12 protein-coding genes and 1 pseudogene are annotated in these 15,738 nt (G+C 64.9%); 3 read left to right on the top strand and 10 right to left on the bottom strand.

Annotation, left to right across the window (positions count from 1 at the left end):
- Nucleotides 1-166 precede the first annotated feature (166 nt).
- From ACFPJ1_RS19575 to ACFPJ1_RS19560, 4 genes are all read right to left on the bottom strand, one after another.
- Nucleotides 167-1,249: an IS110 family RNA-guided transposase gene (locus ACFPJ1_RS19575; protein WP_380105740.1), complete on the bottom strand. Its 1,083-nt coding sequence runs from the start codon at nt 1,247-1,249 to the stop codon at nt 167-169.
- 109 nt (nt 1,250-1,358) lie between these two features.
- Entirely contained in the window at nt 1,359-2,642 is a 1,284-nt protein-coding gene (locus ACFPJ1_RS19570) for an IS630 family transposase (RefSeq protein WP_380105738.1), read from the bottom strand.
- A gap of 619 nt (nt 2,643-3,261) precedes the next feature.
- On the bottom strand, nt 3,262-4,650 hold the full coding sequence (locus ACFPJ1_RS19565; RefSeq protein ID WP_380105736.1) for an FAD-binding oxidoreductase: 1,389 nt from the start codon (nt 4,648-4,650) through the stop codon (nt 3,262-3,264).
- A gap of 525 nt (nt 4,651-5,175) precedes the next feature.
- A complete protein-coding gene (locus ACFPJ1_RS19560) occupies nt 5,176-5,433 on the bottom strand; it encodes a hypothetical protein (protein WP_380105734.1) in 258 nt (85 codons plus the stop codon).
- Nucleotides 5,434-5,652: 219 nt separating this feature from the next.
- Here ACFPJ1_RS19560 and ACFPJ1_RS19555 point away from each other — a divergent pair, with 219 nt between their 5' ends.
- The 3 genes and pseudogenes from ACFPJ1_RS19555 (at nt 5,653) to ACFPJ1_RS19545 (ending at nt 7,443) form a co-directional block, all read left to right on the top strand.
- Complete coding sequence (locus tag ACFPJ1_RS19555; protein WP_380105732.1) at nt 5,653-6,063, top strand: hypothetical protein; 411 nt, start codon at nt 5,653-5,655, stop codon at nt 6,061-6,063.
- Nucleotides 6,060-6,904, top strand: a pseudogene (locus tag ACFPJ1_RS19550) (M14 family zinc carboxypeptidase). Before ACFPJ1_RS19555 ends, ACFPJ1_RS19550 begins: the two are co-directional and overlap by 4 nt.
- 71 nt (nt 6,905-6,975) lie before the next feature.
- Complete coding sequence (locus ACFPJ1_RS19545) at nt 6,976-7,443, top strand: hypothetical protein (protein WP_380105731.1); 468 nt, start codon at nt 6,976-6,978, stop codon at nt 7,441-7,443.
- Between the two features lie 469 nt (nt 7,444-7,912).
- On the opposite strand, the gene ACFPJ1_RS19540 is transcribed toward ACFPJ1_RS19545, so the two are convergent.
- From ACFPJ1_RS19540 to ACFPJ1_RS19515, 6 genes are all read right to left on the bottom strand, one after another.
- Nucleotides 7,913-10,066, bottom strand: a complete 2,154-nt coding sequence (locus ACFPJ1_RS19540) for a right-handed parallel beta-helix repeat-containing protein (RefSeq protein ID WP_380105729.1) — start codon at nt 10,064-10,066, stop codon at nt 7,913-7,915.
- Nucleotides 10,045-11,343 (bottom strand): hypothetical protein, encoded by a 1,299-nt coding sequence (locus ACFPJ1_RS19535; RefSeq protein WP_380105726.1) that lies wholly within the window; start codon nt 11,341-11,343, stop codon nt 10,045-10,047. Before ACFPJ1_RS19535 ends, ACFPJ1_RS19540 begins: the two co-directional genes overlap by 22 nt.
- Nucleotides 11,344-11,424: 81 nt before the next feature.
- Nucleotides 11,425-11,694: a hypothetical protein gene (locus ACFPJ1_RS19530; protein WP_380105724.1), complete on the bottom strand. Its 270-nt coding sequence runs from the start codon at nt 11,692-11,694 to the stop codon at nt 11,425-11,427.
- A 325-nt stretch (nt 11,695-12,019) separates the two neighbouring features.
- Nucleotides 12,020-12,274, bottom strand: coding sequence for a hypothetical protein (locus ACFPJ1_RS19525; protein WP_380105722.1), 255 nt, complete (start codon nt 12,272-12,274; stop codon nt 12,020-12,022).
- Between the two features lie 8 nt (nt 12,275-12,282).
- Complete coding sequence (locus tag ACFPJ1_RS19520; protein ID WP_380105720.1) at nt 12,283-14,862, bottom strand: WD40/YVTN/BNR-like repeat-containing protein; 2,580 nt, start codon at nt 14,860-14,862, stop codon at nt 12,283-12,285.
- 11 nt (nt 14,863-14,873) lie between these two features.
- Nucleotides 14,874-15,095 (bottom strand): hypothetical protein, encoded by a 222-nt coding sequence (locus ACFPJ1_RS19515; RefSeq protein WP_380105718.1) that lies wholly within the window; start codon nt 15,093-15,095, stop codon nt 14,874-14,876.
- Nucleotides 15,096-15,738 lie beyond the last annotated feature (643 nt).

The raw sequence follows: 15,738 nt of genomic DNA, 5'->3' as shown, positions 1-15,738 counted from the left end.
CATCGCCAGATCACTCCTCGAGACCGGTGGCTTCAGGCCCCGACTACACCCTGGATCGTGAAGAGCCCCATTCCTCCCACTCTGTCTTCTCATGATCGACAACGATCATCGTTCGGTCCTTCCTCGTCAGCTAGTGCCTCGTGAAGCAACGACTCTTCTATGTTTGTCAAGCTGCCGGTTCCTCGGTGTGGAGTGTGTTGAGGGTCCGGTAGATCTGGCGGGCGAGGTAGCGCTTGAGGCAGCGGCGGATCTCCTTCTTGGTGCGTCCTTGCGCGCGTCGTTTCTCAACGTAGGCACGGGTTTCGGGATCGTGGGTCATGCGGGTCACGGTGGCGATGTGCAGGGCGCGGTTGAGCCGTCTGTCGCCGCCGCGGTTGAGCCGGTGACGGGTGGTGTTTCCCGAGGATGCTGGGATGGGGTTGACGCCGGCGAGGCAAGCGAACGCGGCCTCGTTGCGGATCCGGCCGGGGTGCGACCAGGCCGCGTATGCGACGGCGGCGGTGACCGGGCCGATGCCGGTCTTGTCGAGCAGGGGCGCGGCCTTGCTGGACTCGATCAGCGCCTTCATCTGGGTCTTGTTCGCGGCGAGTTCGTCGTCGAGTGCGTGGATGCGCTTGGCGAGGCGGACGGCCTCGGCGCGAGCGGTCGCTGTGGCGATGTCACGAGCGAGCTCGTCGGTGCGCGTGCGCCAGGCAGCGGCCTGGCCGATCTGCTTGCCGGTCAGCGGTTTGCGGGCGTCGATGCCGAGGTCGACCACTCGCAGCAGTGCTGTGAGCGCGTTGACGCACGCGGTGCGCTCATCGGTCATGTGCTCGCGGGCGGTGACCAGGACCCGCAGGGCGGCACGTATGCCGTCGTCGGCGCGGGGGCGGCGCAGTTGGGTGGTGTCGAGGGACAACACCGCGGCCGCGATTCGGCGGGCGTCGAGCGGGTCGGACTTCCCGCTGCCACGATGAGTCCGGGCGTCCATCTGAGCGGCCTCGACGACCTTGTAGCCGGCGTGCGTCGCGACACGTGCCAGACGGGCACCGTAGCTGGCGACGCCCTCGATGACCCACAAGGCTGCGAGGTCACCGCCGGTGCGGCGCGCGACCCAGGCAACCGCCCGGTTCAAGCCGGTGGCCGTGGCGGGGAACTGTTCGCTGGCGACCAGCGCTCCGGTGGCTGCGACGAGGATCGCGAGGGTGTGGTTGCGAGCGTGGGTGTCTACGCCGATGACGAGCGGGTGAGCATGCGCGACGATGGTCACGGCGGTTCGGGCTTCCTTCCAGGCGGGAGTGACGGTCCGGCCGCTGCGGGCCGGCGCCGGCCTGGATGGAAGTCACTTCGGGGCAGCACTGTGACGAGCCACGAACCCGCTATGCAGGCGGGACGGGCAGTCTTCTGATCAAGCCATCGGAGTGGGCCAGGTCGGCGCCGGCCACCCCAACCTTCGGACGGACAAGTCGTTGCAAAGAGCACCCGTATGGGCGGCCAGTTGGGTAGCGAGTCACGTCCAAGGTCGAGGCGGCCCGGCGCCTACCTTGCCAGCCAGTTCCAGACCAGCCACCAAAAGACTCACAGTTGGGTAGGTAATCGGGTCGGCGGATCTTGGAGTCGACTGCGAACTGTCGTTTGGGTTGGGCGTGTTTGTTGTGCCAGCGGACGTAGCCGGCGATGGCTGCTTCTTGGGCGGTGTGGCTGGGGTAGTCGCTGCCGTCGAGGGTGAAGTACCGAAGTGCGGTGAACTCGCACTCGATCCAGTTCAGCCATGACGCGTTGCTCGGGGTGAACACCAGATCGACCTGGTTGGCCTGGCACCACGCAACGACTTCGGCCTTCTTGTGGGGTGAGAAGTTGTCGCAGATCACGTGCAGGTTCCCTCTGGGGAATCGGGTCCGGAGTTGCTTGAGGAACCCGAGGAACTCGGTCCAGCGTTTGCGGTCGCGGAACCGGTAGAACATCTGCCCGGTGCCCAGGTCCAGCGCGGCGAACATGTGCCGTACTCCGCCGGTGCGGTTGAACGTGGCTCGCAGCCGGGCAGGACGCCGGGCGGGGAGCCAGCCTCTGCCCGGCCGGGGCTGCAGGTTCAGCGGGCCGAACTCGTCGACACAGACCACCCGGGCGTCTGAGGGCAGATGGTCGTACAGATCCAGAACGCGGGCCATCTTCTGGGCGAAGTCGGGGTCCCGGCTGCCTTTCCAGGTCTTGGTCGCCTGCCACCTGATACCCGCCGTGCGCAGGATCTGGCGGACCGACTCGGTGCTGATCCGGATCTTGCTGTGCTCGGCCAGGTACTCGACCAGCTTCGACAGGCTCCAGGTCGTGACCGGCCGGCCAAGCTGCTGCGGCGGGGTCTTGGCGACCCGGCACACCGTCTCACGGACCGGGGGGCCGAACCGAGGAGGTCGACCCCCGCTCCATTTTGGGTCCAACGCCGCGAACCCCGACTCGTTGAACGCGTGAATCACCTCCCGCGCATACTGCGGCTTCATCGCGAACATCGCCGCCGCCTCCGACGCGCTGCGGCCCTGAACCGAGGCCAAAACAATCCCGGCCCGGCGAAGCCGAACCCGATCCCTCGTGGTCCGCGTGACCTTCACCAACCGCTGCGCCTCGTCCGGTTCCAACGAGCGCACGAACACCTCAGCCTGCCGAGCCATCACCACCTCCGACAGCAAGCCTTCAGACTCACCACCAGACCGGTCAACCCGACACGGTTACAACCCCAACGTTTCTTGACGAGGCACTAGTTTAAAGGTGGGTCTCAGGAGGCACGCGTGAACGATTCCGGCCGGGCAGGTCCCGATAGGCGTATCTCGGTCGCAGCTCTGATTCCTTCGCGGCTCGCATACCGACGCACCGCAACAACCATGTTGCCTGCGACAACCAATTTGACCCGGGAACACCAAGGCACGCAGCTCGCCGTCCGCGAAGACAGCGGATTCTCGACATGGCGCCATCAAGGTCGCATCACCGCCCAACCCATTTAGGCGAACAGCCTCCTCGACAACCGCGCTGCCATCGCTGCCCGGTTTACACTGAGCCGGACTTCACTGACGTCGCCTGCAAGGGTGGTGGCGGAGACGTCCCGTCTCCGCCACCGCGCATTGGGGGTTCCCCCGAGTGAACCCCACCAAATGGATTCGCCCGCCGAGGCTGGTCCCAACGCGGGCGGGAGAACGACCAGGCTGCCGGTTGCGAATGCATAGCTGATAGGCGTCATCGACTCGGCCCGCCGTACATACCGCCGATGTCACGTAGTCAGGAACGTTGGTAGAGCTATGCCGGATCGACGTTGTGGTTGGCCAGGATCAGGCTGTCGGGATCGTACGTCGCCCGAACGGCACGCAGCCGGTCGACGATCTCCTTGGTGAACAACCGGTCGAGTGGCTTCCGCGACTCGGCGAAGTTGAGGTAGTCCCTCCCTATAGCCCATTCGGTCAACGCGGCGACCGCCCTCTCCACCTGTAGACGGGCGATCTCCAGCTCGTCCGGGCTAGGTACGATGACGGCCGCGAACGCAGCGATGTCCGCATCGGGGTACTCCACGACGCCGCCGTGCGCGGACGCGAACGCACCATCGAGATGACGCAGCTCGAAGGAGACCAATGGCGGCTGGAAGGCCTCGATCATCGCGTCTACGGCCTCAGCCGGCAGGGCGTCGAGGAGGATGCCCTCGCCGGTGCCCGACGCTGGACCGTCCGGGTCGCCGTGAAGCTGCCACAGCTGTGAGACCGGCAGCTCGGTCACAGTGTCCGTCGACGGCGACAGCGCGCGCAACGGCGCCAGCAGTTCGTTGGTGCGTTCGGCACTCAGTTGGCTGACGAGCTCGATCACGGCGAACGCCTTGCCACGGATCGCCTCCGGAATAGCCGACAGCGGTGGGAAGCTCAGCAGCCGGCCCACCGAGGTGATCTCCCGCGGAACCGTTGCGATCCACCTCTGCCACTCGTGCAGGACCTGCGATGCGGACTCGATCGGCCAGAGGAGCCTGCCGCCCTGCACGGTGCTGATCGGCAGCAGGTCGAACTCAAGCGCAGTCACGACGCCGAAGCTGCCGCCGCCTCCACACACCGCCCAGAAAAGCTCGGGCTCGGTGTTCGCGTCTATCCGGCGGAACCGGCCATCGGCCGTGACCAGCTCGATCGCGGTCACATAGTCCGCAGCCGGACCGTGTGATCTGACCAACCAGCTCATACCGCCACCGAGCAGATAGCCAGCTACGCCGACGTCGCGCGATGTACCCCCCAACGCGGCCATGCCGTGCTGCGCGGCTACCTCGATCACGTCCGACCACCGGGCGCCACCACCGGCGCGGGCGGTGCGCTCCTCCGCGTCAACGATGACGTCACGCAAGGCCCCCAGCTTGAGCAGGACGACCCCCTCGAGGTTCGGGAGCGCGCCGGCGTTGTGGCCGGTGGACATTGGGGCAACCCTCAGGCCAATCCGACGGGCCAGGTTGACGACCGTGACCACGTCGTCGACCGAGGCTACCTCGGCGACTGCAGTGGGCCGCAGGTTCGCGCTCAGGTTCCACGCCTGCCGGGCCTCGTCCCACTCGGCACTGGATGGGCGGACTAGCCGGCCCGTCGTGGACGCATTGAGCCGGTGGAGCTCATCGTCAAGCCGGGTCGGTTTCGACGCCGGGAAAGTCTCCGCTGATGTCATGGCGTCAGTACAGGCGGGGCCGATTGACAGACGATAGACGGCGGTCGCGCAGGCCACTCCGCCCTCGTCGTCGTCAACGGCATGATCGACGAGCGTCCGGCGGATGACTTGGCGGCCGCGATGCGGCACGGCGTCGACAGCGGGCTGTAGGTCGCCCTCCGGGGCGGCGGGCACAGCGCCTGCGGCAGCGGGATCATGAGGCGGCCTGGTCGTCGACCTGCGGTAAATGAACAAAGTCGAGATCGACCTGTACGACGAGTCGCGCGAATCGGTTCAGAGGCGACCAGGTCTGACTTCGACCGCGCGGCACAGCGGCACCGCCCCGCGACTACCTGCTGCCGGAGCAGGACGACCCGGGTCGCTGGACAAACGGTGCCCACAGGGACGGTCGCGAAGATTGAAGTCTCCGCCATCGTTGGTGTTCTGAGAGGCCAAGACCACCTGATGGGCTCTCCGCCGAGACCGCCCCCGGCTCCGGCGACACAACGGCTACAGTCTGCAGGTCGCTGATAGCGTTCGCCGGCATCATCGCCGCCGGCCCACACCACGCTGCCCGGCATTGGCGAGGACGACCTCACCGTCGCCAACCTCGGGGCCACCGGCATCTCCACCGGACGGCACCCGGTCGAACACGTCCGCGCCGACCTCGACGCCGCGTGGACCCTGTCCGCCAAGGCGCTGCGCGAGGCGCCGGCGATGCGCGTGCCGCAGCAGTGCGCTGATGCGTGCGAGTCGCGCGTGCCGGCCGGTGAGGTCGACTCGAACGATGCAGCGAGCCTTCAACAGGGGTCCGTGATGCGAGCGCTGCAACGGCGAGTCGCGCGCGGCCGGGGCGGTCGTTCGAGGTCGCGACGTTTCGCTAGACGACGCAGGAGGACATCTCAACCAGGTTCAACCCTCACGAGGCGTGGATCGGCATGTGGTCCAGCCTTACGGTGAGCAAGTGGCTTTGGGTCGAGCACAACTCGCGGCACGGCGAAATGCGTCAGCAAGGAGGTCTCGATGACTGACACGCCAGGTCCACCGAACGCCGATCGACCGGACAGCGATGGAAGCGTGCAGGACGACAAGTTCGCGGTCAAGATCTCGGTTACCCCCGACACTGTCACCGAACTGCTCCGCAGGTTCGACCTGGACGTCGGCGACAGGCCCCATGTCGAGCAAACCACGGAAACCCGAGGAGCGCTCTACGCATTTGCGCCCCACGAGCAGATCCGGGAGATGGAAGCCGCGGGCTACACCATCGAGGTCGGCGAGAACGTCTCCGAGACGGGCCGGCAGCGGATGGCAGAGGTCTCCGAAGGTGATCGCTTCGACGGCGGGCGCGTCCCTCCCCGCGGCCTCGGTCGGAAGCCGGGCCGCCACGACGATGGCCAGGGTCGGGAATCCAGGAAGGATGGGCGGGCCCGATGAGCTTCCTCAACGTCGCCGAGATCGAGTCGGCGGTCATCGCCCTGGGCGCCGCGTATCCGTCGGCAGCCCAAGTAGTCACCTTGCCGTTCGCTACGGCTCAGAACCGCCGGAGCCACGCCCTCCGAATCACGACAGGTTCATGCCAGCGGACCGGCGTCCTCCTCATCAGCGGAACCCACGCGCGTGAGTGGGGAGGCCCTGACATCCTCATCAACCTGGCGGCCGATCTCCTCGAGGCTTGGTCTGCCGGCTCCGGCCTGGTCTACGGCGGGACACAGTACAGCGCCGCCGAGGTTCGGCGGATCCTCGAACGAGTCGAACTGATCGTCTTCCCGGACATCAACCCAGACGGTCGGCACCACAGCCAGACCGTCAATGCGATGTGGCGCAAAATCGCAACACGGCCAGCAGCGGCGACGACCCCAACAAGATCGGCGTCGACAACAACCGGAACTACGACTTCCTGTGGGACTACCCGGTCTACTTCGACCCGGCTGCCAACAACGGCACGCTCGCGTCGACCAGCCCTGGGAGCGATCTGTTCCACGGCACCGCACCGTTCTCGGAGGCCGAAAGGAAAAACGTCCGTTGGCTGTTCGACAGCTACCCGAGGATCCGCCGTTTCATCGACATCCATTCCTATGGCGGGAACATCCTGCATCCGTGGGGTGACGACGCGAACCAGACGACTACGACGCATAAACTTCACGAACCCAATCTGGAACGGCAAGCGCGGCGTCGATGGCGACCCGTACGCCGAATACATCATGGCCAGCGATCAAACCGCGTTGCAGACGGCAGGCAACGCGATGAAGGCGGCGATCTCCGGCGTCCGCGGTGAGTCGTACAACGTCGCCCAATCATTCTTCATGCCCGGCTGGTCAACCCCATATCCGACATCCGGCGCCAGCGATGACTGGGCCTTCAGTCGCCACTACGCGGACGCTGCCAAACCGCGCGTGCTGGGGCTACGTCCTCGAGTTCAACAAAGTCTGGGGCCAGTTCTTCCCCACGTGGACCGAGATGGAGAAGATGATTCTCGACGTCGACGCGGGCCTCGTCCGGTTCTGCCTAGACGCGACACCGTCGTGGCGGTGGTGGTGGATCTTCGATTGGTGCTGGTGGAAGGACCACGTCTGGGCAATCTGGAAGCGCCTGTTCCCGCGAGACCTGTGGGGTCCGTATGGACCGTGGCGCCGGATCTGGCAGGTCATCCTGGCGGTCGTCAAACCGCTCATCAGAGTGGTCGCCGACATGGTTGTTCGGGTCCTGAGCAGGCGCTCGACAACCGTTCCCCTGCTGTTCCGGTCCCACAGCGATGTGAAGCCAGAACCTTTGACGAGGTCATCCGGAAGCCGGTCCTTGCCGCCGCTGGTCTGATCCGAGTACCGACCGAGGACGCCCGCGGCCGACGCCGAGCGGTCCGTAGGCTGAATCCTGCTGGAGCGCCACGGGCACCCAAGACATTGCGCGGTCGTGGTCTTGGGCCCGCGGCTGGCGGCCGTCGGCATAGCAGTCAGGGCGCGGCCGATGACATGCAAAATGGGCGATAACTCCGCGTAGCTCCGAGTTGATGTCCTAGCAGCTATCCACAGGCCGCTTGAAACGCGAACGTCTGGCGGCCAGAGTTCTTCCCGTGACCGAAACTACGCACTTCTTAACGCACCCTTATCAACGAGCTGCGTTGACGCAGGACGGCAAACGCTGCGAGGTGCATTCCGCAAGCGCGCAGGTCACGGGGCATTTCGGCAATCTACGGCAGACTTTGGTCTTTCTGGGCTGCTAATCAGCGGGTTCGGGGTTCGAGTCGCCCGTTTCCTAGCTCAGCCATTGACCTCTAGGCGTGTGGTTAAGGTGTGTGTTCCTCCTCGGACGCCCGTGGGGTGCGAGTCGGGAAAGGCAACATCTGTATCCGGGGAAACACCCGGCGTCCATCGACACCGACCTGGAGGCGTGCCCCTGTTGACGGGTAACAGCCCCGGTCCGTGGGAGCCTCCCCGAGGGCGGCGCTGTACATGGCGTTGAGCTCGCCCGGCATCCCCACCGCCGTGCCTTTGGCCGGGCTCTCGGGGCTGAGTCGGAGCCGCAGGTCATCATGCGGATGCGGTGCACCGGTCACGGTGTCGAACGACTTGAACACGGGATCCCCGAGCACGCTCTCGTGCTCGTATTCGTCGACCCCGTCTGGCCAGTAATGATTCCGGTACGCATCGAGGTCGACGAAGTTTCTGCTCTCGGCGTCGACGATTCGGCGCTGCACCATGAAGTTGGGCTCCGAATCGGCCTGCGGGATGCGGAAGAACGTGTTCCCGTCGGTCTCAACGTCGAAGGACTCCGGTGCCAGGAAGGCGATCGGTTTGACCATCCCGGGCGTGAACGCCGCCACCATGATGTTGTTCAAGGCGTTCCGCGGCAGCTCGCCCCTTCCGATGGTGACGTAGTAGGAGAATCCGGCATCGTTCACATCATCGAGGTCGTCCCCCTTCGCGCCCGGATCAAGCACCAGACACGTGTTGTGGAACAGCTGGATCGAGCCTTCGTCGGCGCCATCCTTGAAGAAGTGCCCCTGTCGCAACGAGTCCGGGACGCCGCAGTCCTTCCCCGACGGCCGGATCCCCAGCGTTGGTTCCCGGAGGTCGATCAGGTTGCCGTAGATGTACACCGGGCCGACAGCCGTATTCGCCGCGAAGCTGAGAGCTGTCAGGCACTGTGTCACCACGTTGCAGAAGATCCTGGCGTTCTTGGTCTGCGCCTCCGCGGACAGCGCGATCGCGTCGTCGTTCATGTTGTGGACCCAGTTGTGGTGGAACTCCATCCCGTCGCCGAACACGTAGCTGTCGTGCCCGTTGAAGATCTCGCAGTGATGCACAACGACCCCGGCACTGCGCTCGTTGCCAGACAGCTGCACGCCACTGGTCGCGTAGCCCAGCATGTTCACGTGAACCTCTGCCGCGGTGGCAGTCTCCTGCTCGTTGGGCCCGACCAGGTAAGTGTCCTTGCGGTCGCTGCGGAAGGACCAGGTCGGCAGGCCGCCGTCGATCACGCAGTGCTCGACCCTGATGTTCTCGTTCTGGTGATCAGTCTCGGCCAGAAGGAAGATCGCGCGGCTGCCGGACCGGATCCGGCAATGGTCGAAGCCGATGTCGTTGCAGCCGTTCAGACGGACGGTGTCGGGGTTTCCGAACCGAAGCGTCAGGTTCTTGAACTCGATGTGGTGGCAGTTCCTCAGGAAGATCGCGTACTTCTCTTCGAGGGACAGAGCCAGCCTGAGTTGGTTCGGGTCGGAGACGGCCGGATCGTAGTCCGGCCAGTTCGGGATGTTGTTCGTCGTCGGCGCCAACCTGACGTGGATCCGTCTGCCGTGCTCGGGGTCATCCTCAAGCATCTTCTGGTCGAACCAGATTCCGGGTCCCATGTATACCCATGGCCGGCGGTGCGGCTTGTTGTTGCGGTCCTCGTGAATGAAAGTGCCGGGCACCCCCGGCTTGGCCCGCCAAACGATGTTGCCGACGTCGTCAGGCCAGTGCTGGTTGTCCGCACGCAGATCCTCCAACTCCGCATAGCCGACCAACCGCGTGTGCACCGGCTCGTCGAGGAACGCGCCCCGATTCACCCGACCGACCCCCGCAGTTGTTCCGGCCGGCGGGTACTGACGAACGGACTCGTACTCCCCGGTGAAGCCGTCGGGAGGGACCTCCACCGGCACCCACTGAGGCCCGGCATCCGGATCGAGGAACTCAGATAGACACGAGTCGATGAAGACTTCGCCGCCCTCCCCGGACGGGCACACCACGATCGGGTGGTCTGCGTTCGGGCCCGAGACAGCTGCCAGATCAACAGACTCGACGAAGTGCCCGCCGTCCAGGAAGACCATCCCACCGCCGTCCTCACTCGCCTTCTTGATGCCATTCGCGACCGAGTGGAACGGATTCGCCAGACTCCCATCACCACCATCCAGGCCCTCGGACACCGCAGCTGGGCTCACAAACACGTCCGTTGCCATCTCGCCCTCCCGTTGAGTCGACGATGTGAGCGGCCCACGCCGAGCGCGGTCCCTACCCGGGCTACCACGGACCGGGGGCGAAGGCTACGTCTATTCCAGGGTCGGTCAAATTCGCTGAAGCGGATCTCCCTCACTCTGGTGTCGGGCGCTACCCGACGGCCGTCTCCTGACATCGATCCGTTGAAGGTGTTCGCAGGTTCGGACGGCTGCGTGATCGCAGTTGTCGTGCCACTGTCTGGCGTCTCCCCGGGCGGAGCTACGACCGAAAGGATTGCCTTGATCAGGGCTCTGAGCAGGTCTCTCTGAGCCGCTAGGCCTCTGTAGAGACCGCTAGTGGTGACGGCGAGGTAGTCCTGGTCGAGGTTCACCACCGCGTTGACCCAGGCGTCGTCCGACGCGGTCTCCTCAATCCGCTCGGTATGGAGAACCGGCGCGAGCAGCGCGGACAATCGCACAACCGTCACGTCCCCAACCTGCCGGGCGTCCTCGAGGTCATGGACAGCTCGGGCGAGGGCTCGCGTGAACGCCGCGGCTGGCGGCAGAGGCAGCATCAGGTTGGCACGTCGCTGGAACAACACATGGTCCTGCGCCACGGGATAGGAAGGCTGAGGCGCATTGAGCCCTGGCTGCATTGGGGGGTGCTGCCCCGGTGCGCCGCGACCGGGAAAGACAAGTTCCGTCCGCCGGATGGTCGTCCGGGCGACCGCATACGCGAATGCGAGCTCATTGTCCGACTTGAGAACCTGCACAACTACATCGCTTGTGTGTGCCCAGCCAATGAAGCGACGGCGCTGGTCGTCAATCGTTGCAACGAACACCACTGCTGCGGGGCTGCCTTGCAGCTCGGCTCCGGCACAGAGCAGGAGCAAGCGGCTGTCCCACCAGGCATGGCCATCCTCGAGATCCACCACCACGACCTCGGCGCGCGATGCTTCCCTCAGCACCGACTGGACTTCGCTGTGACCAGAATCATCGATGTTCGTGCCTTCGCTGACATTGCGCGGTATCGAGATCACCGAGCTGGTGAGGGCGACGGCTTGCGCGGCCGTGCCAAAGTTCACCGAGAATCCGCGGAAGGACACGCTGCCCTGCGACTCTGCCACCCTGCCCAGGACAAGCAGCCCTATCGGGACAAGGCTGACTAGCACGGCGGCGAGTGCAAAGGCTCCCTCCCACCGAGCATCCGGCCAGTCGGCTCTGATGCGGAGCAGGGCGAGGCCGCCGACCAGCACGACAAAAAGAAGAACGCTGCTAGCTAACGCTGCTCGTCGACTCACGGGCCACAGGATGCCCGAAGCGGCGCGCTGATCTCTGCGTGCCATGGAGTCTCACCCCACATTCGGCGCTGCCGATGGTCGTCACTGACCGGGCCGTCCGCGCCAAGTTCTGATCCGCACGGACAGCGTCCGTGTCCCGAAGTACGCCGCCGCAGCGGAAACGGCAACAAGCGGAATGTCGACGAGGAGGAATCCCCAGCTGATCAGGTATTCCCCGCTGACGATGGTGGCGACTGCGCCGACGATGATGGCAGAGATACCGCCGAAGAGGAGTCTCGTGCGTAGGGAATGTGCCCGCTGGAGCACGACGCCGAGGAGCAGACCGCCAAGAATCGGAAGAAGTTCATTCATGACATAGCGCGTTCCGGCTCGATCTGGTCCGGCAGTTCGGCTGCGGCGCCCGCGGAGAGGCTGCCCGTAGCGTCGCTGACGGCCGACTCAGTGATCGGCCGATCCGTTGCCGGACGCGTGATCGCTGGAGCCCCCGGTGTCATTGACAACTCTTGCAGCGTAGGGGCGGGGCCCGCCGAGATAGCCCCGATCTCCCGGGCTCGGGCGGCAAGGTCGCCGGGAGGTGTCGACCCGTCCGTGGCTGCGGCGACAACTGTTCCTTGGTCCTTACTGCCTGGTTCGGCTTCGTCGTCGATCTGGATTGTGACGCGCATGGTGCCTGCTCCTAGTTGAGTACGGCGTACCTGCCCTCGAAGGTGACCGGTACCGGAGTGAGGTTCTTGACTGTGATCCAGTAGGTGCATCTGGTCGCATCGCCTCGTTCGACCGCTACGTCCCACTCAAGCTCGGGAGCGCCTAGCCTTACGGTCGTCGGCATCATGTACCAAACGACATGCCAGGTCGCCGGCCAGTTGAACGTGAACCAGCGCTGGGTCTGGTTGGGGTTGAGTGATCCGGTGAACTGAACGTTCGTCCACATCTCGGCTCCTAGTAGCGGCTGAGGATTGCGTACCGTCCCTCGAAGGAGACGGGGTTCGAGGTCAGGTTCCTGACCGTGATCCAGTACGTTGCGAACTCTGCGTCCGCACGCTCGACCTGCGTCTGCCAGGTGATCTGCGGAGCGCCGAGGGCAACCGAGGTGGGCATGACTGTCCACACGACGTGCCAGGCTGCGGGCCAGCGGAAGGTGAACCAACGTCGCGTCTCGTTCGGCTGAAGAACCCCAGTCCATTGGGTACCGCAGACGGGCTGAGTCATCCATCCGTCGACCGGGATCTCCCAAACGCCCCGGTCGCGAGTCCCGGCGCGAAGGACACGCGAGTGTGGGTGGTAGATCAGGTCGCCGATGAATGCGTTCGGCAATGAGTTCGAGAATGTCGCCCACGTATTGCCGGCGTCTCTGCTTTCGTAGACGCCCAGATCAGCTGCCACCCAGATCCGGTTGTGGTTCCGGTTGTCGACTGCGACGGCGTTGATGGGGAGCGGCGGAAGACCGGCGGTGCGATCCGTCCAGCTGGTGCCGCCATCGTCCGAAACGAATAAGCGTCCGCCGCCTGCTGCACGACTTGTGGCGATGAGCCGTCCTGTCGCGCCTGGTTCGGCGTAGAGGTCGCTGACACCCGCATTCGTCCGCGGCGTGGTGACGGCAGTGAGTGGTGACCACGCGGTCGAGAAGGTCGTCCGGAGCACGCTGCCGTCGGTCAACCCCACGACAACGGTATCCGGGTCCGGGATGTACATGGCCGAGGCGATACCGCCGCCCGGGAAGCCGAGTCTGGTCCAGCCACTGCCGTTGTCGCGCGAGACATACAGCGCCTGCATCCCGATTGCGATGGTGTTGCCGGTTGTGGCGCTGCTTTCGATCGGTGGGTAGAAGAGTCCGGCCCCCTCCCCGGCAGGACGGGCCGGATTGATCCAGGTCCAGGTGTTGAACGATCCACGCGACAGCGACCTTCGTAGGCCTCCCCATTGACGGCTGAGAACGACGGTGTCGGGTGTCTGCCGATTGACCAGAACGTCACCACCGTCGGCATCTTCGACGTGCTCCCAGGTGGAGGAGCCGGTCCAGCGGTTGGTGCCATTGTCCTGCGTACCACCGATCAGCCAGCGCGCCGACCCCCACTCCTGCGCCAAGTACTCGAACTCGCTGACCACCAGACCGTTGTTGCAGCTTCGCCAGGTTATTCCACGGTCCGGTGATCGGTAGAGGCCACCGTCATTGCCCGCATAGACGGTGTCCGGATCGCCGGGCTCGAAGTCGATGGAGTGCTGGTCCGGGTGGATCGAATCGCCCGTCGTTCCCTTGTTGGTGAGCAAACGCCAAGTCCAGCCGCCCGCCGCGAGGTCGCCCCGATGTATTTCGATGGCCCCGCAGTAGACCTGGGTGTCTCTGTCGGGAGCCACGGCGACGTACCAGTCGTACCAAGCTTGTCCTGTCGCCACTCCTGGTGGGGGTGCGACGGCGGTCCAATTCGCCCCGGCGCGTCGCCACATGTAAGCGGTCGGAATCTGGCCACCTCCTGGTTGTGGGATGTACGGCGGGCCTGCTCCCCACGCATACGCGACAGCAGTATTCGACGGCGCGATCGCTACGGCCAGACGATCGAAGCTGGCCGGCGCTCCATCGAGCGCCACGGCGGTCCAAGAGGTCCCGGAGTCGGTCGACTGGAACACCCCGTCCCGGCAGGCTGCCAGCAACTGTCCTCCGCCCGCGGCAACAGTCCACGTCTGGCTGTTACGTCGCCGAGTCCAGGTTGTACCACTGTCCGCGGAGACATAGAGGCCGCCCGTCGTTCCTGCAAAGAGTCGCTGACCGGCCGCTGCATCGACGATCAGCGAGTAGAACCCCTGGCCGATGAACGGCGTCGTACAAACGGACGTCCACGAGGAACCGCCGTTGGTGGATCTCAGCACGCCATTGCCGAGGAAGGACCACCAGTCACCCTCACCCGTTCCGCAGTACACGATCGACGGCGTCGACGGATCAAACGCCAGCGCACCCACTGTGAGGGTGGCCTCGTAGTCGGTGCAAGGCCGCCAGGATGCCCCGCGGTCGTTGCTCGCCCACACGCCGCCGTTGGCTGCTCCCGCGAGAACATGTGCGGGAGACGATGGATCGACGGCGAGGGCGGAGATCCGCCCCGAGACATTGACCCTGCTGCTGCCGTAAGTTTGTCCGTTGGTCACAGTCCACGGACCGATCGACCGCCACTGCGGCCCAGCGGCGGTTGGTGGACCGGCCAGATCCGTCGCGACCGCCGCGTAAGTGCGCGCGACGCTTTCCGGCGCGGCAGTACTCGGTGCAACCGCGTAGTCATCCGTGGCCTCGCGGTCGATCGCGTCCGGTGCGGTACTCAAGAAGCCCAGGTCTCTGGCGCGGTCGACCGCGGCGTTCTCTGCTTCTGCGGAGGCGGCATCGCGGACCAGCTTTTCTGCCACGCCGGTCAACGCCTGGCTCTCGAGAAGCTCCAGCAGTCGCAGCATCGGCTTTCCACCATAGGGGCGGCCCGGCAAATCCTCTACGTCGAGCACGATGCCACTCGCGCCCTCGTCTCCCGTTCCACGCATCTCCGCTCCTGTCAGCCCAGAGAGCCCTTGTCATCCGATTCGGACTCAGAATCGTCTTGCTGAGGGACCGAGTCATCGGTCACAGCGTCGATCTCGTCATCGTCCTGCGAAGCCGGGTGGTAGAAATCGTCATCGTCAGGCAGGCCGCGATCGCTCAGAAACTGAGTGCGGCGATCACGCGGTCCCTGATCCGAATCGCCTGGCTGGCCATGCTCGCTGTCTGAAGCCGCCATATTCCTCACCTGCTCCGCCGAACCACGGACTGCAGCGCCCGATCACGGCCGCTCCACCGGCGACGATGGCGAACTGCCAAGATGAGAATCTGGACGCGTCGTTGACGGTCTACAACTGCTGTCGCAGTGGACCGTTCGAAAACCCCTACCAGCACCATGAACCTGAGAGCGAGCAAGGTCAAGAGGCTGTTCTATATGCCGGCAATGCGACATCACGGTACTTGGCCAATTCCATGGCTATCGAATTCACCAACAAGTAATTGGTTGAAGCAATTGACGGGGTAGGGATTCAAAACTGGGTGACGAGTTCGATGAGCATGCCGACAAGACAGGCGTGGCAGCGCAGTGCAGCGGCCCGGGAGGGCTCCGGTTCGGCGGCCGCGGTGACACGCGGCTAGCGCGGCTGTGGTGTTGGTGCGGTTGACGGCCTCCAGCCAGATCTTCGAAAGTTCAATCACGGCTGATCTCACTGGCCTTGATTCGTTGAGCACCGAAGGCTGGTACGACACCCGCCGCCACTCCACCCTCGGCTACCTTTATGCTCGGTTTTCGTCATCCCGGCCGCGTCAGAAGAGGGGCTCTTCACAGTTGAGGGTGTAGAGCTGATCGGCGCGTCGGTGGCCGGGTAGGGGTCGAGGTCTTC

This window comes from Kribbella qitaiheensis, assembly GCF_042657745.1.
Classification (GTDB): Bacteria; Actinomycetota; Actinomycetes; order Propionibacteriales; family Kribbellaceae; genus Kribbella; species Kribbella qitaiheensis.
This window is presented reverse-complemented; position numbering and strand designations above follow the sequence as displayed.